The sequence below is a fragment of the Paenibacillus andongensis genome (assembly GCF_025369935.1).
GTDB classification, from domain to species: Bacteria; Bacillota; Bacilli; order Paenibacillales; family NBRC-103111; genus Paenibacillus_E; species Paenibacillus_E andongensis.
On the sequence record NZ_CP104467.1, the window covers coordinates 4,346,635 to 4,365,328 of the forward strand.

Consider the following 18,694-nt stretch of genomic DNA (forward strand, 5'->3'; position numbering starts at 1 on the left):
TTAACCTCTTAAATTTTCAAACCCAAACAGTACATCAAAACAGCTTGTTGAACAAAGATTAAATTTTTCTTGAATGCATGTCCCACAAAATATTCGGATTCCATTACCTCATCGCTAACTTCTTCATCTCTAAAAAATGGTGGACAAGGGTTTAATAATGCACCTTTGTTTGCTAACTTCATTCTGTCTACTGTTATTTGATACTTACCTATATATTCCTTATTTAAGAATTGACTTGGTAAAGAATCCGTTAGTATCACATCGCTACTATTCAGCGTAGTTTCAAGAAAAGTCGAAAATTGATAATTTGAATTGTTATCGGCGAGTTCATGACCAGATGCACAAACATGATTGAATTTAAGATCCATTACTTTAGCAATTTCCATCCATGAGTTTGAAATATTATTTGCTGCACCAACGAATGTATAAACTAACTCCCTATAATTATCTCTTAATTCCACTATTGAAAACAGGTCAGAAAGTATCTCACATGGATGGTTATTAGAAGTCATAGCGTTGACAATTGGAATCGAGCCATAAAGTGATAGTTCCTTAAGTTTTGAAAAGTCGGAATGCCTAATGATTAAACCATCAGCCCAATTACTCAAATAATTCATTACATCTTTTGGGTCCTCTCTTTTATCAAGTGTTTCAGGGGGAAATAAAATACACTCACCACCTAAGTCCTTAATACCCTTCTCGAAAGTAATTCTTGTCCTAATACTTGTTTCAGGAAAAAATAAAACGAATGTCTTTCCACATAGAAATTTATTAGTTTGAGTTACTTTAAGGTATTTGGTTAGTTCAAATATTTCTAGGACTTGTTCTTCTGAAAGAGCCTTTATTTCCAACAAATGCATGAGCGACTACGTCCTTTGTTATTTGATTCGTTATATTTGCGCTGTTTCCTATAAGATTTTTTTGTTCCTAAACCCTTACTACCCGAAGGAGATGTCCGCGCCATCATCAAGCCGTTGTTGTGCTATCTTTTTACAGTGCCAAATGTAATTTTCATGTTCGGTGCATATGTTAAGTAGGATTTATTATCGAATTCCCTTGAAAATAGTAACTCAGCTTCATATTGACTCATCGCCTCATCAAACATTAATCCCCGATTCACTAAATTCTGAAGAAATTCCTCTTTCTCTCCAGGCAGCTCCCCTAATCCTTCTTCCCTCAAAGAGCTATAAAGACTTTGCTTACTTACCATGTCCATATTCTGATCCAAGAAATTAACCTTATCACTTACTCTACATGCAACGTTCTTTAAACCTAATTGACTGAGATAGATTGGTAATTTGATTCCAATATTTCCGTCCTTTCCCTTGCGATTAAAATCTCCCTCGTACAATTTTTGCAAAATACCCAGTTTAATCACTTTAGATTGCTCCAGTTCATTAAGACCGTAGTTTGACATGTTAGCAATCCAATGCGGTTCAAAGCAAATGACCATTCCATCATCTAAAACACAATCAATCATCTTCTGAAGTACTTTCTTCGAATCAGACATATGTAATAAAAAAGCATGGCACATAGCTATGTCATACTTTCTATCTATTGTAACTTCTTCAATATCTGCTACGAAAAATTCTGATGGATAAGGCTGATTTAAAAAGACTTCCCTCGCCGTTTTAATTAGTTCATTACCCTTGTCAATTCCCGTGTAGGTTGATCCAATAGGTAAAAGCGGTAACAATTTAAGCCCCAAATATCCAAAGCCACAACCATAATCGATGATATTCACCGGTTTTAAAATCTTCCAAACAGTTTTCACTAAAAATTCTAAATAATCATCATTGTAATACAATTCTCGAGTATTTCTTAAGTATTCAATCTTTTTGTCCCAGTAATATTCGGACATTTTTAAGCTCCTTTTATCAATTGCGTAATTTGGGCTCCTGGTCGTTAAAGCTGCTAATCTTTGCTCTAGGTTTACAATCTTTTAAAAAAAGTATTTATTATTGGTCTATCTGGAGGACTAATATTGTCAGGTATCTCACCTAATTCAAAAAATTTAATTTCTGTAACTTCTGACTCATCCTGATTGATAACTCCTTCAAATTCTTTACATAAAAAAGCAGCCACTACATTATAGACCTCATCACCATGTGGATATTTGTAATACAGCTCTTGACCTGAAAAAACATCTAATAATTCAAGCTCCTTGGCTTGTAATCCGGTTTCTTCAAATAACTCTCTTCTTGCTACCTGTTCCATTGTTTCCCCTGGCTCTAAAGATCCTCCGGGCAATCCCCACATGCCATTATCAGTTCTTTTCTCAAATAAAATGGAGTTATTATGAATAACAACGACACAAGCACCTGCCATAATTAATGGTCTTGTTCCAACGATTTTTCTTAAATCCATTATGTAGCCCATAGTTATATAACTCCTTTCAGTTTTTTCTTCGACCGATGTACAATAAATGTGAAGACACTCCTAATATGTGAGGATTCTCAGATTCTTTGTAAATCATATTCATAACTTCTTGGAATTCGTCTTCGCCACGAGAACGCCAATAGTCAAATTGCTCTGATTTAAATGAACCAGCTATACTAGATGACCCAATCAATTTGAGAGTCTCAAATCCTTGAGATTCCATGAATGGATTAATATCTTCTATGTTAAAATAATACGCCCCTGTGAATCGTCCTTCGTCCGTATGATTAAATATACCGGTTTCTAAAAATGAACTTATATTCTCTATGTTATCATTCGGTTTCCAGTGTTGAGGGAATAATAATGAAGTCGTTAGATGCCGAATCCTTGTCATAAACGCGACAAATACAATACCCTCCCGCTTAGTAACTCGATGCAATTCTTGTACGGCAGAATCCCGATCCGCTGGTGTCTGTAAATGATATAAAGGCCCCAACATCAAAGATGCATCAAATTGCTCATCATTGAAAATGTCTAAATTTCTTGCGTCAGCAATATGGAAACCTTTGAAAAATTCCTCTAATTTCAACTCGACTGCCTTCTCACCAGCTAATTCCACTAATCTCGGGGTGAGATCCGTAAGTGTAACATCATAACCACATTTTGCTAATTCAACTGAGTATTTACCCGGTCCAGCTCCGTTATCTAAGATGTGCCCTTTTTGCGGCAGCAAACTTCGTATATGGTGCCAGTTAACTATAAATTCAATAGGTTCTCTATCAAGGCGGCCCCATTCGTCAAATCTATTATAATAATTAATTACATTATCCATATATATCTACTCCTTCAAAAGATTTTGATAGATAGAGAAACTCTTTCGTTCAAAGAAATAAACGTTCCTTACTTTAATTCAATAAATCCCAAAATATTCCTCTAATTCATATAAAGTCAAAACAAACCGAAAAAAAGCGCATGTCACCTAAGCAACATGCGCTTTTACTATTACGTTACTATGAATCTCGTAATAAAATTTTATAAAGTTTAATGATACTTATATGCATGCCTTCATGGTACAAATTAAAACCAAGAAACTGCTCTGTTGTTTCCAAGGTCATTCCAGCTGAAGTTGTATAAGGTGGAACAATCTTCTCCTGCATACGAAGACCAAGCACATCACGTATCCGCTCTTGCTGATCTTTCAGCAAGTTCTCCAACTCTGGCAAGGTCGGAATGGCAGCGGAATCGGACCAATTTAAAGGCGTTGTACCATACTCAAATTGCTCCTTGAACCCTTCTGGCAAACGAAGCGGAAGACCCAAATATTGAAATGCGAACCGTTCAAGCACGACATAAACGTGCCCAAGCTGCCAACGGATCGTATTTCGAAAGCCATCAGGGATCCGGTCGGCTGTTTCCTCGGTAACGCCATCCATCAATTTTAAAGTTTGGCCTCTTACGAAAGCCAGCTGTTTGAACAAAAAGTGTTCTATCGTCCTCACTCCTTCAAATTATTGTTTACGGCATATTATACCATAATTTCGAAGTGTGAATACGTTGTTATACAACGGAACCTCTTCTTCGGATCCGCCTACATATCTGCCCTTAATAAAGGTTCAACTTCTTTAATCCAATTGTTCTGATCGTCTGCAATTAAAATATTCCACCCAAGACTCATTGCCGGTTTTAAATTCTTTTCTTGATCATCGATATATAAAATCCGATCTTTACATTCAAAATACCTTTCAACCAATTCATATATCCGTATATCTGGTTTGCAAATTCCAACTTGATTTGAAATAGTGACACTCTTTATATCTCCTTCAAGCTTAGATAGAACCGGTTCTATCCATTCTCTGCAATGATTACTTAAAAGATGAATGTCAGCTATTCGACTCCATTGTTCGAGAAACTGAACTGAAGGCAAAGGCTCTAACGTTCCTATCAAAATATCTCTTGCCCTATCTTTGTTTATACCTGGGTAACGATCAATTAGCCATATCCAAAACTGCTCTTCCTTGAGATTCCCAGTCCAAAGACCCTTTCTGATTTCATTAAACTGTTCTTTCAACACTTGAAAAGTTACACCCGATCCCGTACCAAGTTCTTTCCAAAATAAAGATGACAGATTATTAACTAACACACCTGCTATGTCTAAGACTAATTGTGGCTTGGCCATCATTCAGCATCCCAAATTCTTTCAATACCCTCTAATTGATTATCAATAAAAGTCATCTTATAGATGTCTGGCTTTGAAGTGCTATTCCAAAAGTCAAATCCGTAGTTGTTATTATAATAATTCATTATTAATGTCATTATATTCCCGTGAGTTCCGATAACAATATTCTTTCCACGGTACTGTTTAAGTAAATTCTCAATGATGGGTATTGATCTTTGTTGTGCATCCCTCGTCGATTCTCCACCTTCTAAAGCAAAGTCTAAATCAACAAATGACGTCTCTATTGCCTTCAACAATTCTTCCCAAGGAGCCTTGTAATCCAGTCCCTTAATTGGTCTTTCTCTTAATTCTTCAAATTCTTTTATTGGTAACCCTTTACTTTCTGCTAAATATTGCACCGTCTGAATTGCTCTAGTATAAGTACTTGAAACAATAGAATCGAACTCAACATCCTTTAACAAATCGGATACTCTTCTCGAATCTGCGAGTCCTTCTTCAGATAATCCTCTAGTTTTTTCTTGTCCAAATACAAATGGCGACTCTGCATGTCTCACCATATAAATACTGGTTTTCATGATAAGACCTCCTCGAAAATAACGTTAATAAATGCAATGATTTCATCTAACGTTCTTGTATTTACGAACCCTCACTGCTTGCTGCCGGATCCGACGGACCTAGCCAGTGCAGGGTTGTCTGACTGATTCATATTCCTCGAATTGCCTCGGGCAGACCAAGGGGCGTTAGCCCCGCAGCGTGAATACGGTTTTATACGATGGGTCGCCTTTCTTTGAATTCTCACTTAAAACATTACTGTTTATTTATTTCTTCATATTCTCTTTTCAATATGCTCATATAAATCGTATCTGAATAACGACCATTTTTGTCCTATGTACTCCTCAGTATCTTTGTGAGCAATTACAAATCCCTTCTGCTCTGTTTTTCCTTCAAGTATTGAATTTAAATATTGTTCTGTTCCATTTACTGTATGCGGAAATAAAAAAATATCTGATAAGTTATCAACGATTTCCGGATCATTACACCACTGTCTCATAAACTTTAGATCTTCCTTGCTATACTCTCTCAAAATAATTCGATCACCAATTAGTCGAGGCATTGTGACACATCCTTTAAGTTTTTATTATCATTGCATCGGTGATGTTAGGTAAAGTAGTCGCCTTCTTTGAATTACATACTAAATGATTTGGACAATATTACTTGAAACTTTTTTATATTTATTAAATAGATTTAAATCATGATAAGGTAAAGGAATATACCCCTTCTGATGAGCATCAGAGATAAAAGATTCATTTTTTTCTATCTTTGAATAAATTCCAATAGGTCTATTCTCCAATAAATTATTACAGTTATAGCATTCATCTCCTGTAATTACATAATTCTTTTCGTTCTCTTCAAAATAAATTACTGATGAACCGATTGTATGACCGCCAATAACTTTGAATTTAAATTTATTATCATATAAAAACTCATCTTTAACTGTTAATACGTTTTCTCTAAGAAGTCTTTCTCTGATAGCTTGTTTCCCATTATTTATCACATGCATACATTCATCGTAAGAAATAATTATCAATGAATTCCCGAATAAATCAATATTGTCAATATGGTCAAAATGGCTATGGGTGATAAATACGACATCAACATGACTCAAATTAGCTAAACTATTAATTTCATTATCTATATCTACTAATGTTATGCCCCACTCCTCAGCGATAATCTGGTCTCGAAAACCAACATCGAATAAAATCGTTTTATTATTGAATTTGGCCAAATAGTAAGACCATGAGATTTGCATTTTCTCGTCGGTGCTTATATCACGATAAATATACTTTGAATACAGGGGTGATTCGCCAAACTTTATGGCAAAAAGTTGCATAATTTTTTCTCCTTTTTTAGTTTTGCGACTATTTCACTTAACTATTGGATCTAAGCACCGAATTTGTATAATAAATTTACATGGCTGATTATTATCCGAAGCAATTACTTGATTAGAACCAATATTGATTATTATGCGAATCGATTTCGTGTAATTTTGATTATGGAAGAGTTTTGCATGTGATTATCTTGATTTAAATTTTAGAGTTTTTATTACTTGGATAGCGCAGGTCAGTCCCAGCTTCCAATAAATGAGTTGCAAATGTAGACTCCTGTATATTTCGATATTTTCCATAAAAAACCTCTCTTAATGATTTTTTTGCAACAAGAAAAAACCTCAGGCTCTGCCTCAGGTCCGTGGTATAACCCCATTCTTTCGTGTATAAGAAGGGATGTGGGCTCCTAGCGCTGTTGAAGTTGTTTATTTCAATTAATTAGGCATTAACTACACGATTATTATTTGCAGACTTGCTGTTCACCGGTGTACAAGGAACTTTGGCTCTTAGCAGTTGAATCCCCTTAGGGCTTCACCAACGTATAAGGAGCACGATTATTCAGCAGCCCACAATAACTGCAAAAGTACAGACATTTTTGCTAAATTCGTTTGAAAAGAGGAAAAGCCTGCTAATACGAATATGCAGGCATTCTAGCGTTTCCATCCTGAAATTAAAAAAAGACCGCAAAAGCCTGCACAATTGCAGGAATGTACGAATAGGAGCTAATCAAAGAAAAAAAGCCTGCTCAATTGCAGGTTTACCACAACCACAGTCACTTCTTCTCGTTAAAGACCGCTCAAACCCAAAACATACAAATATAAATAAGAGGTAAGTTTCGCTTACCCCAAAACATATAAAATAAATTCTTATCTATTAAAAAAAGGCAGATTCCTTAAAGGAGTAGAGTAAAGGGCTGGAGATCCCAGCCCCTCCTCATCAAACCGTACATGCAGTTTTCCCGCATACGGCTTTCCGACGTTCTTCATCCAGGGCAGTACGGTTTTACCCAAGTGCATAATGTTTTCAGTCCTGTACGTTGAAGCAGAATATGCATTTCTGACCAATTCCGCTTGCGCTTCCTATGTTTGTTATTCCAGAACAGTCTCAATCTCCTCAGGATGTACCAGTCCACTTTCGCAAGGAAACGGTTTGCCATACTTCGATCTACATCCAGATGAGCGTAGAAGTTACGCCACCCTTGGATCATAGGATTCAGTAGCCCAACCATTTGCTTTAACGGCCAGTTTAACCGTCCTCGGGATGCCGTTTCTTCGTTCAAACGAGTACGCATCTTCTTCATCGCTTTCTTCGATGGAAAGCTTCGAAGTCTATACATAACCCCCTTTTTATGGAGATGCGGCATCTTCCTATGGTGAAAGCCAAGAAAGTCAAACCCATCCTGATTCTTCCATAGACATACTAACTTTGATTTGGATGTGTTCATGGTCAACTCTAGTTTTCCGAAGATAGCCTTGAGTACATGAATAGCTTCGAGTGCCTGCGGTTTGTACCGGCATAGAATGACAAGATCGTCTGCATACCTTACTAGCTTGCCCAGATGAGAGAATTGTTTCTCCCATATCGTATCGAGGTAGTTGAGATAAATGTTGGCGAGAAGAGGAGATATTACACCGCCTTGTGGGCTACCGATCTCCGTTTTGTGCCATACGCCATCCTTCATAACGCCTGCTTCAAGCCACTGTCTAATTAACTTTAGAATGCGCCTGTCGCAGATGCGTTCTTCGACCAGTTTCATCAGCTTGCTGTGGGAGATATTATCGAAGTAGCCTGTTATATCTACGTCGACCACCCAGTTGATGACGCCCCAATTGATGCTTTCCCGGATGCTCTTTATAGCGTGGTGAGCCGACCGTTTGGGGCGAAATCCGTAAGAGCAATCTTTAAAATCTGATTCGAATATACCTTCGATCACCAGTTTGGTTGCCATCTGAACAGTCCGGTCACGGACTGTTGGAATACCCAAGGGACGTGCCTTTCCGTCCGGCTTCGGAATCTCTTTCCGTTTGACCGGAGAAGGTCGGTATTCCCCATTCATTAGCTGTTGCCTGATCTCTTCGATGAAGGATTCTTCGCCAATCTCTCGGACGATGAATTCGATTGATTGTCCATCGATGCCGGCACTTCCACGATTGGTTTTCACTCTTCTCCATGCTTCTTGCAGGATATCTTTCCGGAATACTTTGTCGTACAGCGCATGAAACTTACGCTTTGGGTTCTCCTTAGCCGCAAGATAGAGGGTATTTTGGAGTTGTCGAGCGTTTTCATTGGTGGCGTTAGCCGTGTATTCGGCATTCACTTGCTCTTACCTCCTTGATATCCCGTAAACGAAGTGGGGTATTGCCTTTCGGCGCCCTTCCCTCCCCGGGGTTATGTTGTCCGCCGGATCATTGGTAGTATGGCCCCCTCCGACTCCCTTCCCGCAGCTCGCCATTTCACCTTTGGGGCTTATAGGTTTGCTTGTTACGAAAAAAAAAACTTCGTGCGGGGGAGGGTCTCCCTAGTTCCAAACACAACTGTCTCTGCATGCCGATCCCTTTACACCGGAGGGTTCTTTTGCGCTGCATTCCAAGATCTTTGCGCGTTCCATGGCCTTCGCCGGGGCAGTCGTGGCTCGGCTCCCTCTTATCCCTCCCGGGTTCAGTTTCACGATGCGGTAGGATTCATTTTCATTACGGCCTGCAGATTTGCTTCATCGCGCGAGGCGCGACTTTTCACAGGGCTTCAGCCGCCGGATTTCGCCGACGTCTGCCTGCTAGCTACGGGGCGGCTTGGACCTTACCCCGACTGAACTTGCATCAGTAAGTTGTGCCTAGCTTGGCTAGGCGCGCACTGCCCGATACTTTCGGAAGAGCTATTGCATTCATTAACTATTACATCTAGATGGAAATTCCGTCAATCTCAGCTATTTACGATGAAAGTATTTAACTTATTGTGTCAAATTGCGCTCTTCTTTGCGCAGCTTGCGCGCGGCAAATCGGGTTTCGGCTGTTTCGAACAGGCGTTTTTCTTCATCTGTTTCTGGGATGATTTCCGGCACCGGACACGGTTGTCCGTTATCATCTAGCGCCACAAAGGTTAGGTAGGCCGTCGCAGTACGCTTCTTTTCACCTGTTAGAAGGTTCTCCGATTCGATTTTCACATAAACCTCCATCGAGCTTCGATGTGTCCACGTTACAAATGCCTCCAACTGAATGGCCTCTCCTAATTTGACAGGGGCGAAGAAGTCTAAACTATCACTAGATGCTGTCACGACACCTCTGCGCGAATGGCGCATCGAGGCTATTGTTGCAACCTTATCTATATACTGCATCACGCGGCCGCCAAACACGGTATTGTGATAATTCGTGTCTGCCGGCAAAATGATTTCTGTCAACACGGTTCGGGAGAGTCTTGCTGGTTTTGCTTCCATTATGCTTGCCTCCTGATGATGACTTGACTTGGGTAATCTAATTTTATTCGTAGTTTAGCTTAAGCAGGCCAGCCGCTTGCTTCGCAAGGCTTCGTGCTTCCTCTACCGTATCTGCACTGCTCAGCGCAACAGCCATGCGGCGTCCCACTTTCGTCTCTGGCTTACCAAAGACGCGAACCTGTGTGTTGGGTACGGATAGAGCTTGCTCTAACCCGCTAATTGTATACTCTACCTGTTCACGGTCCGCTTTAAGTGTATAGCTTGCACCTGGCGTCAAAAGACGAATTCCTGTGATAGGAAGCCCCAGAATTGCTCTAGCATGCAGGGCGAACTCGCTCAAATCCTGAGTTGCCATCGTAACCATACCTGTATCATGTGGTCGCGGCGAAACTTCACTGAAATATACGCCTTCCTTGGTCAGGAACAGCTCAACGCCATAAAGACCGAAGCCTCCAAGAGCGTCCGTAATGGTTTTGGCCATGTGTTGGGCGTCTAAAATTTGCTGCTCCGTCATCGCATGAGGCTGCCATGATTCGATGTAATCGCCATCCTTTTGAATATGGCCAATCGGCTCACAATACGTAGTTCCTGAAACGGAACGAACCGTTAACAACGTAATTTCAGATTCAAAATGAATGAATTCTTCCACAATTACACGAGCGTTTTTCGCGCGGCCGCTTTCCATAGCGATGTTCCACGATTGTTCCACATTTTCAGGTGTGCGGCATACACTTTGCCCTTTTCCCGAGGAGCTCATGATCGGCTTAATGACACATGGTGTACCAATCTCCGCAACGGCAGCATGCAATTCTTCTAGACTATTTGCAAAAGCATACTTCGCTGTCCGCAGCTCTAGTGTTTCCGAAGCAAGACGGCGAATCCCCTCGCGGTCCATCGTCAAACGGGATGCTGTAGCTGTAGGAATGACACGATAGCCCTCCTTCTCAAGCTCCACAAGAACAGGCGTAGCGATCGCTTCAATTTCAGGTACGATAAGATCCGGTCGCTCTTGCTCAATCAAAGCTCTAAGCTGCTCCCCATCAAGCATATTAATGACATGACTGCGGTGTGCTACTTGCATAGCTGGTGCATTCGCGTAACGGTCCACAGCAATTGTTTCAATCCCTAGGCGCTGCGCTTCGATAACAACTTCTTTCCCAAGCTCCCCGGATCCAAGCAGCATAATTTTCTTGGCTTTGTTCGATAATGGTGCTCCGTACATGAAATGAAATCCCCCTTATGTGATGTCAAAATAAGCGAATAAATGGTTTGAAATGTATGTAGGAAAAAAAAGATATTGGTGATAAACAGGGTATTTCTGCTGCCATAAACATAAAAATACCCTGATCTATTGTAAAGGATTTCGACATTAAAAGATAGATTTGAGCAGAAGTTTGCGCAAAATAGGCACCAACTGTTCGGCGAGATCCTCCACATTGGGAACGACAATGCTGCTGCGCCCATACATGTTGCGCATAGCAATCCGCTCCGTTTCATGGACAACACCATTAGCCAGAAAAATACTGATAACCTCAATACCTTGACGCCGAGCGTGCAGCACGGCTTCATAGGTGTCGAGGATACCAACATCATTATAATTGGCTGCCGAAGGCTCGCCATCCGAGAACACCATGAGGATGCGCTGCCGTTCTGTGCGGCGCAGCAGCCGCTCCGTCATGCGGCGAATCGCGAAGCCGTCGCGATTGTCCTGCTGCGGCTCAAGCTGCAGCAGAGCCGCGCCGCTCCCGGACGCTAAGGAGGAGCCGAAGTCGACAGCAACCTGGAACAGGTTCGGCGCTTCCTGCTCCGTGACGCGGTCCGCGTCCTCCCAGAATCCCACGATTTCGTGCGGGATTCGTAAGGCTCGGAGGGTCTCGTGGAAGAGCACGAGACCGAGCTTGGTTTCGTCCATTTTGTCATACATGGACGCCGAGCAGTCGACGAGCAGCGCGAACGCCGCGTCGAGCTGGGGGACCGGCGCGCGCTTCTTATAGAAGAGGCGCGGCATCTCTTGCGTCACGGCTCGCGTTAGCCGCTTGTCGAGCCGCCCGAACAGCCGATCGCCGTGCGGGGCGATCCGCTTCTGCTCCAGCGTGCGCCGGATGGCACGCTGCAAGGGCTTCGCGAGCGGCGCTGCGCGCTCGCTCAGGCGCCTGTACCCGGCCTCCTGCGCAGCAGTCGGCGGTTCAGGCGCCAGCCACGTCGCCGTCGCATAGGCGGCGACGGCGCCCTCCCCGTGCCCCGCGGCAGCGGGCACGGCAGCACCCTCGCGCCGCTCGCCGGAGGCGGCGCCAGTGCGCTTAGCGCGCACCGAGCGCCCTTGGGCGATGGCGAGCGCCTGGTCGGCCGCGTCGCCCTCGCGGGGCGCAGACCCCTGCGCGGCTGTGCGCGAGCCGCGCTCCAGCTCGAACCGCAGCAGCCCAGGGCTGCGGTCGCTGCTCTCGCGGTGCCAGGTCGGCATGCGCTCCTGGCCCGACTGATGACGACGCTCCCCCTCTTGCTCGGGGAGCACATCATCGTTAGCGAGCCGCTTCGCACGCTTCAGCTCGCCCTTATACCCTGCAGGCAGCGGCTCCTCCACTCCGCTGCACGGCTGCATCCAGAAATAAGCGGCTGTCGCATCTCTGTCTAGCCAATAAGACAGCGAGTCCATCATCGCCTCGCAGCAAGCAGCAACCTCGGCCGTATGTTCAGCTTCCTCAATTTGTTCGAAAATCGGATACAGCTGAGCTAACCGACCGGAAAGTCCAGTACCAGCATCCTCCAAGCCTGTATGCCATTCCAAACCGGTAAACCAACCATAAACCAATAAAAGAACAGCGTCTGCCAACTCGCCTTTGCTTATGTGAGTCCGCAGCTTATGATGAAAATAGACCCTTAAAATGCGATGTCGATGTGCGAATACACGGGCAGTTCCAGGTCTGCGAGCTCGACAAATACGCTCTAACCGCATATCCTCACATAGCGCAAAGATCGAATTAGCCAGCTTCGGGAGGCTCGCACTTTGGCAAGAATGTAGATATGACTTTACCGCATCAGCACCTGTGTACCAAGCACTACCGATACCGCGCAGGTAAACATCACTCTTCATTCCTGCCGCTTTATCAACCGGAGGATAGTCCCGCCAAAACTGACTCACAGTTAAACGAGCAGAAGTTTCCTCATAGTCAGCATGGAACGCTGCTTCCACCTCAAGTTCTTTGCGTTTCGTGAACATCCGGGCCAAATCTACAAGCTGCATTTGCAGCATCGCATCGATTTTATCCTCTAGTAAGCTTAGCTTTCCTACAAACATTGGCTTAGAATAACGTCTCGGCCGCATTCATCACGGCTGCACGCTCCCTTTCATCCTCTAACTTATCCGCGATCGCTCGCGCAACTGCCCGCATGGGAGGAATATATGCCGTCAAATCGCAAGCATCCAGTAAAGCTCGAATCGAACCTGCTTCGTCGGGCAGCTGCCCCATCTCAATGAGGGATAGTAAATCGGCAGATAACTGTACGAATGTTCTTAATTGCTTTTCATCCCGTAAAACAGATTTGCTCTTAAGCAGTTGAAATAGTGTCTCTCCTTGCAAATAGGGAACATCAATCGTTACAAATCGGTTTTTCAAAGCTTCATTGAGAGGCACTGTACCAATATAACCTTCGTTAATTGCTGCAATAACACGGAAGTCCGTATGTGCCGAAATGACATCCCCTGTAAAAGGGTTTGTAATCGATCTACGATGATCCAGAACACCATTTATCAAAGGTAACGTTTCCGGCTTGGCCATATTAATTTCGTCTATGTATAGAAAATGCCCCTTCGTCATGGCTTTCATGATCGGACCGGGAATGAAGGCTATTTGAGTACGACCCTGTTCATCGTGCGTTAGCGTTTTGAATCCTAGCAAGGCTTCCGCATCGAGATCTGTTGAACAGTTTACGGCATGCATGGGCTGATCAAAGAATGCTGAAACATGCTCAGCCAGCTTCGTCTTTCCCGATCCTGTTGGACCCTTCAACAAGACATTTTTGCCCAAATAGAGAGCAATCAGGGCATCCGTTAATATGTCTTCACGAGGTGCTTCGAAAGCTGCAGTTCCAATAAGTTTACGATCTTCTGCGGTAAGCTCTTTGCTTCTTTGCTGTTTTTTCTGCTCTATATGCTCATATAATTCTTGTGGTAAAGTGTCTATCATCATGACTTTGGTGGTCCTTTCCTGATCCCTTTGTCCTCTAACTATTTATCAGGGAAGCTTTGATTGTCAAGCTTTTCAGGGCAACCACGGTTCATCAATAATGGAATGGGAATAAAAAGCCATCGATTCGCCGCACTTCGGACAACTCGGTTTGGAAGGGATATCATTATAATACAGCGCCAAACCATATGCGGTTTCAAAGTTAATCGCTTGGATTACATCATCCTTATGAACGTAATCACACTCTCGCGAACTACAATAAGCGCGGACCTTATACCGATTGCTCATTTATCCTAGTTAGACGCGTGCCAAGCATTCCGTTATTCGGAATCTGTTAACACCGTCATACTCCTTTTTTAGAAGTCATTCAACATTTTAAGAACGCAAATATATATGACAAAACCCCCAGCAGACAGCTGAGGGAACGCAATTATGGAAAAGTTACGCATTTTGCCTGTTCATCATTCTTAAGGTAAGACATTTCTTTGCCCCGAGGAATAGGTTGGAAACACATACTGGACCATCGTATTAAATTCATTCAAATACGTATCCATTCGTTTATTATTTCGCTGTTGCGTGTCATAGTACATCATCCGATTCACGAAATGTGGATTCGACGAGATGAAAATATTCGTTTCCGGATAAATCCGAGTTAATAAATGTCGAATGGCATTGGCACTTTCCGCTGGAAGCGGTTTGGCCGAGAGCCAATCCATCTGGGAGCCTACCCCCGAGCCGAACAAGCCTGCTTCGTTTTCCGGGTCGTTATGTTTACTTAACATTTTAACGCCATCATCAGCGCCCATCGCTTGCATGCCCCCCATATCAACAGCGACATAAATATTGTTATCGGTTATAGCAACTGCGGTAGATCCTAGGTGCGCCGCTTGAATAATTTGATCCGCCAAATCCCGATTCAGCTTCAAATGCGTGTTGACATGTGCTTTCACATTATCGATCGTAGGTTGAAGTATCGTTGGCTGCGGTGATTGATTGACACTCTTTGCACCCATCGAAGGATTTTCATTGTTTCTTAATCCTGTATCCCAACTGCCGGCTTTCGGGTTGGAAGAGCTTGCGCCTGCTTGATTTTTGGGACTCACTGCTGTACAGCCTGCTGAAAGGCTAACGAGTAAAGCGGTCACCACGATTTTGAATATCGTCTTTTTCATATGTGCCCCCCATCTAATAGCTCAAACTTTATTTTTCTTACTCTGATCATCTTCTTGCGTGTAAGCAATTAGGGCGACCTCATACCCCAGCTCATCCTTCATACGGGACTCTAGACTGCGCAGATCTTCCAGCAAATCTTCACGTGTGCCAAAATTAGCAAAACGGTAGGACTCTGTATCCATGATTTCTTCCCCCTCTCCTAAGCAAAAGCTATTGGTGTTAATATGGACATTTATCCTGATTTTTACTAAACAAAAAAAAGCCCGCCGCCGAATTATCGGCAAGCTGGCTTCTTTAGAAAAACATTTTAAAGGCTGTCAATCCTAGCTATTCCTTTTTATTGCGGGTTTCATCCAGTTCATCAAGCAACATACGGACCGCTTCCGGGTCTACATTCCCATTCTCACGAAAAGCTCTCAGCTTATTTAATAGATCCTGTGCAATCGCATCATCCTCTGTTTGTTGCGCTTCATGCGAAGGGTCAAACCAAATATAAAAACCTTCTGGACCATTTCGCAAAAATGATTTGTGCCAATGTTCTGGATAGGCATAACCCTGCTCCCCAAATATCAACCCTAGCACATCATCGCTGTCTATAGGCAGCAAATAATGAAACGATTCCGGCTCGCCGGTGTTCGTAAAATCCCGGTGCATGTAAGCATAATGCAGATAATGCTCTCCTGTTTCTACGTCCTTAGATACCTCATACATGTCAAGCTCCGTGTGCAGTAACTCTTTCACCGAAATAATTCGCGAAGCAATCGTCTCTGCCGAAATCTTTTGCTGCTGTAACAATGAAGTTTCCATCTTAACCATCCTCCTTTCAAACTTTAGATAACAGGATGCTACAAATCAGCTCTACGTGTTGTCTCACCTATGGAACCCCGCAAGGAACGTTTGGGCAGTTTCCATTTATAAAAGACCGATAGCATTCTCAGAACCACGATTAGCGAAAATAGGACAGCTAACTGCCATGCGCCTTGGGTCCAACCAAGTCCGACTAAAGCACCAGCCAACATGCCCCAAACGGCATAAATTTCATCCTTGAGCACGAGCGGCTTGCGTCCTGCTAAGACATCCCGTACAATCCCCCCGCCAATACCCGTCAGCACAGCGGCAACAATAATGGCACTAAGCGGATGGCCCATATTCGTTGCATAAAGTGCACCTTGAATGGAGAAAGCAGCCAAACCAATCGCATCGAAGAAAGCTTCCCAAGTCTTCCATAATCGGATGAATCGAACGGGCATAAAGAACACAAGTGTCATTGCAAACAAGGCAATTTGAAAATAGATACCCTGTTCCCAAAGCAGGACGATCGGTTTACCAATCAATAAATTCCGTATGACTCCGCCGCCGAAAGCCGTAACAAGTCCGAGTACATAGACGCCTAATATATCATATTCTTCTTCCATGGCAACTATGGCTCCACTCACCGCGAATGCAATCGTTCCGATGATACTAAATAACTCCCAATTCACTTCCTGCAGCCCCTATCTACTCGATGTCCCAGTCCAATTTCACTTCATTACCTGTTTGCGATGAACGGTAAATCGCATCCAAGATTAAATTATTCGTATATCCCGTCATGACAGATGTCAACGGCTGTAAGCCGCTCTCGATACACGACAAGAAATGTCTCGCCATACGGACACGAGGTCCTTCATCGAATTCAGGTACCGTAAGGTCAATGTCGGCTTCGCGATCGAACATTTCTGCGAACAGCTTCCCTTTCGTTCCACGAATCGAGGCCCCGCCTTCGCTCCCAAGCAGCTGAACATAAGGTTGGTTATCTGTTTCAATGAGAGCTGCCCAGCTTACATCCAGTGATAAAGTAGCTCCATTGTCAAATTTAATCAGCGCTGTTGCCAAATCCTCCACATCATATTGACCTTCCCAATTAGGTGCTCCCCAGGATCCAATCCCTTTTTTACGCGGTCCGAACTCAGCGTACGTCGCTCCATAGACTGAAACAGGTTTCGGATTTCCCATCAAGTATAAAGATAAATCCAACATATGCACACCAAGATCAATTAGTGGTCCGCCTCCGGATTTCCCCATTTGGGTAAACCAAGTTCCCCAGCCCGGAATTCCTTTGCGTCTCAACCAGCCTGCTTTTGCATGATAAATGTGGCCAAGCGCACCTTTCTCAACCTGTTGTTTCACAGCTAATGATAAGGCCTCCCAACGCAGTTGGTGCGGAATCATCAGGACTTTGCCTGCTTTGCGTTCCGCTTCAACAATTTGTTTAGCCGACGCAAGATTTAAAGCCATGGGCTTCTCGAGCATAACATGCTTGCCGGCCTCTAGTGCTTGTACCGCGATCGGCGCATGCCATTCATTAGACACAGCAATAATTACCGCATCTATAGATGGGTCCGAGAGCAGCTTGTCCGTACTTTCATAAACACGTTCAATGTTATGTTCTTTGGCTCTAGCTTCAGCAAGCGGCAAATAGACATCTGTTACAGCGGTGATTTCGGCCTCAGGCACTTTTTTCAGCACTTCCATATGTACATTTCCGATATTACCGGAACCTATAATACCTATACGAATTGGCTTTCCAGCTGTCATTTCTTTATCCCCCAGAACGTGTTAGATTTCAATCTTTCTTATTATAAATGTGCTTATCCTTCGTCGCAACAACCAATATCTTGTGCTCAAATTAATCTTTGAGGAACTGGCCCTCTAGAGCTATTCTTTACATATAATAAATTGCTAAAACTTTTTTAATAGTTTGACCCTAACATATCTAACATTTGAAATGTATCCTTAATGTAAAGACCAGACGTAATGAATGCGAATGAAGTTCGTTTTCCCAATGGAAAACTCGAAGGAGGGCTTGACATGCAAGCATTAACCATTAAATTCAAAAACAAAACCATCCCTGTGCTTAATTTCACACATAAACGATCCCATATGGAACTGTTGTCCAGTAAGCTAAAGGAATTTGAGATGAATTTTGAATTTCGCAAAAAATTAAAAATGATCTCGATGATCGAGATCATAGGTGATGTCGCCATTTTCAAATATAACGACGGCACGAAATTGTATCTGGAAGTTTCTTAATCTTTCGCCCCGAAATATTCTTTCTGTAACTGATCAAGCTCCTGCAGAGAGCGTCGGGCCCACGCTTCCATTTCCGACAGCTTACTGATTTGCGCCATTAGCGCTCTCTTCAGAGAATCTTGGTAATCCGGAATCTGTCCCGCATAAGGACGTATAGTGGATATAGGTATTAAGGCAATTTCTTGATAAGACAAAGCTCGTCGTTGATGAAAAAAAGCTACACTTGGATCCATCGGGTTATGTAAATCCCCCTGTGTCGGATGCTCCTTTACAGCCAGAATGCGGACTGCCGCTTTCATCGAACTGCTTACCTCCACAACCTCACCATAATAAGCACCTGTTTTATACTCAGCCGTTACGCGATCTCCTATTTGAAAACTACTCATTCATCAACAAC

General features: G+C 43.1%; 21 protein-coding genes. 1 reads left to right on the top strand and 20 read right to left on the bottom strand.

Annotated elements, in window-relative coordinates; translation table 11 throughout:
* Positions 1–8: 8 nt before the first annotated feature.
* The 19 genes from NYR53_RS19695 to NYR53_RS19785 form a co-directional block, all read right to left on the bottom strand.
* Positions 9–860, bottom strand: a complete 852-nt coding sequence (locus NYR53_RS19695) for an ornithine carbamoyltransferase (RefSeq protein WP_261300928.1) — start codon at positions 858–860, stop codon at positions 9–11.
* Positions 861–982: 122 nt separating this feature from the next.
* Positions 983–1,861, bottom strand: a complete 879-nt coding sequence (locus NYR53_RS19700; protein ID WP_261300929.1) for a methyltransferase domain-containing protein — start codon at positions 1,859–1,861, stop codon at positions 983–985.
* A gap of 71 nt (positions 1,862–1,932) precedes the next feature.
* Positions 1,933–2,379, bottom strand: a complete 447-nt coding sequence (locus NYR53_RS19705; protein WP_261300930.1) for an NUDIX hydrolase — start codon at positions 2,377–2,379, stop codon at positions 1,933–1,935.
* Between the two features lie 16 nt (positions 2,380–2,395).
* On the bottom strand, positions 2,396–3,211 hold the full coding sequence (locus NYR53_RS19710; RefSeq protein ID WP_261300931.1) for a class I SAM-dependent methyltransferase: 816 nt from the start codon (positions 3,209–3,211) through the stop codon (positions 2,396–2,398).
* A gap of 178 nt (positions 3,212–3,389) precedes the next feature.
* Complete coding sequence (locus tag NYR53_RS19715; RefSeq protein WP_261300932.1) at positions 3,390–3,857, bottom strand: DinB family protein; 468 nt, start codon at positions 3,855–3,857, stop codon at positions 3,390–3,392.
* Positions 3,858–3,967: 110 nt separating this feature from the next.
* A complete protein-coding gene (locus NYR53_RS19720) occupies positions 3,968–4,558 on the bottom strand; it encodes an HAD family hydrolase (protein WP_261300933.1) in 591 nt (196 codons plus the stop codon).
* On the bottom strand, positions 4,555–5,130 hold the full coding sequence (locus NYR53_RS19725) for a histidine phosphatase family protein (protein WP_261300934.1): 576 nt from the start codon (positions 5,128–5,130) through the stop codon (positions 4,555–4,557). Before NYR53_RS19725 ends, NYR53_RS19720 begins: the two co-directional genes overlap by 4 nt.
* 251 nt (positions 5,131–5,381) lie before the next feature.
* Positions 5,382–5,669 carry a GNAT family N-acetyltransferase gene (locus tag NYR53_RS19730; protein WP_261300935.1) on the bottom strand — a complete coding sequence of 96 codons (288 nt, stop codon included), beginning with the start codon at positions 5,667–5,669 and terminating at the stop codon, positions 5,382–5,384.
* A gap of 78 nt (positions 5,670–5,747) precedes the next feature.
* A complete protein-coding gene (locus tag NYR53_RS19735) occupies positions 5,748–6,446 on the bottom strand; it encodes an MBL fold metallo-hydrolase (protein ID WP_261300936.1) in 699 nt (232 codons plus the stop codon).
* Positions 6,447–7,423: 977 nt separating this feature from the next.
* On the bottom strand, positions 7,424–8,758 hold the full coding sequence (gene ltrA / locus NYR53_RS19740; protein WP_261300466.1) for a group II intron reverse transcriptase/maturase: 1,335 nt from the start codon (positions 8,756–8,758) through the stop codon (positions 7,424–7,426).
* 630 nt (positions 8,759–9,388) lie between these two features.
* On the bottom strand, positions 9,389–9,871 hold the full coding sequence (locus NYR53_RS19745; RefSeq protein WP_261300937.1) for an acyl-CoA thioesterase: 483 nt from the start codon (positions 9,869–9,871) through the stop codon (positions 9,389–9,391).
* A gap of 43 nt (positions 9,872–9,914) precedes the next feature.
* The gene (gene purT / locus NYR53_RS19750; protein ID WP_261300938.1) at positions 9,915–11,093 is read right to left on the bottom strand and encodes a formate-dependent phosphoribosylglycinamide formyltransferase; all 1,179 of its coding nucleotides are present in this window, start codon (positions 11,091–11,093) and stop codon (positions 9,915–9,917) included.
* Positions 11,094–11,240: 147 nt separating this feature from the next.
* The gene (locus NYR53_RS19755) at positions 11,241–13,166 is read right to left on the bottom strand and encodes a nitric oxide reductase activation protein NorD (RefSeq protein WP_261300939.1); all 1,926 of its coding nucleotides are present in this window, start codon (positions 13,164–13,166) and stop codon (positions 11,241–11,243) included.
* A gap of 4 nt (positions 13,167–13,170) precedes the next feature.
* Entirely contained in the window at positions 13,171–14,055 is an 885-nt protein-coding gene (locus tag NYR53_RS19760) for an ATP-binding protein (RefSeq protein ID WP_437180187.1), read from the bottom strand.
* A gap of 467 nt (positions 14,056–14,522) precedes the next feature.
* Positions 14,523–15,227 carry a YhcN/YlaJ family sporulation lipoprotein gene (locus tag NYR53_RS19765; RefSeq protein WP_261300941.1) on the bottom strand — a complete coding sequence of 235 codons (705 nt, stop codon included), beginning with the start codon at positions 15,225–15,227 and terminating at the stop codon, positions 14,523–14,525.
* A gap of 21 nt (positions 15,228–15,248) precedes the next feature.
* Complete coding sequence (locus tag NYR53_RS19770) at positions 15,249–15,410, bottom strand: hypothetical protein (protein WP_261300942.1); 162 nt, start codon at positions 15,408–15,410, stop codon at positions 15,249–15,251.
* Between the two features lie 145 nt (positions 15,411–15,555).
* Positions 15,556–16,035 (bottom strand): hypothetical protein, encoded by a 480-nt coding sequence (locus NYR53_RS19775; protein ID WP_261300943.1) that lies wholly within the window; start codon positions 16,033–16,035, stop codon positions 15,556–15,558.
* A gap of 38 nt (positions 16,036–16,073) precedes the next feature.
* A complete protein-coding gene (locus tag NYR53_RS19780; RefSeq protein WP_261300944.1) occupies positions 16,074–16,709 on the bottom strand; it encodes a trimeric intracellular cation channel family protein in 636 nt (211 codons plus the stop codon).
* Between the two features lie 16 nt (positions 16,710–16,725).
* Entirely contained in the window at positions 16,726–17,802 is a 1,077-nt protein-coding gene (locus NYR53_RS19785) for a Gfo/Idh/MocA family protein (RefSeq protein WP_261300945.1), read from the bottom strand.
* A gap of 273 nt (positions 17,803–18,075) precedes the next feature.
* On the opposite strand from NYR53_RS19785, the gene NYR53_RS19790 reads away from it, so the two are divergent.
* Entirely contained in the window at positions 18,076–18,297 is a 222-nt protein-coding gene (locus NYR53_RS19790; RefSeq protein WP_261300946.1) for a hypothetical protein, read from the top strand.
* On the opposite strand, the gene kapB is transcribed toward NYR53_RS19790, so the two are convergent.
* The gene (gene kapB, locus NYR53_RS19795) at positions 18,294–18,683 is read right to left on the bottom strand and encodes a kinase-associated lipoprotein KapB (RefSeq protein WP_261300947.1); all 390 of its coding nucleotides are present in this window, start codon (positions 18,681–18,683) and stop codon (positions 18,294–18,296) included. The two genes, NYR53_RS19790 and kapB, sit on opposite strands and share 4 nt — an antisense overlap.
* Positions 18,684–18,694: the final 11 nt, after the last annotated feature.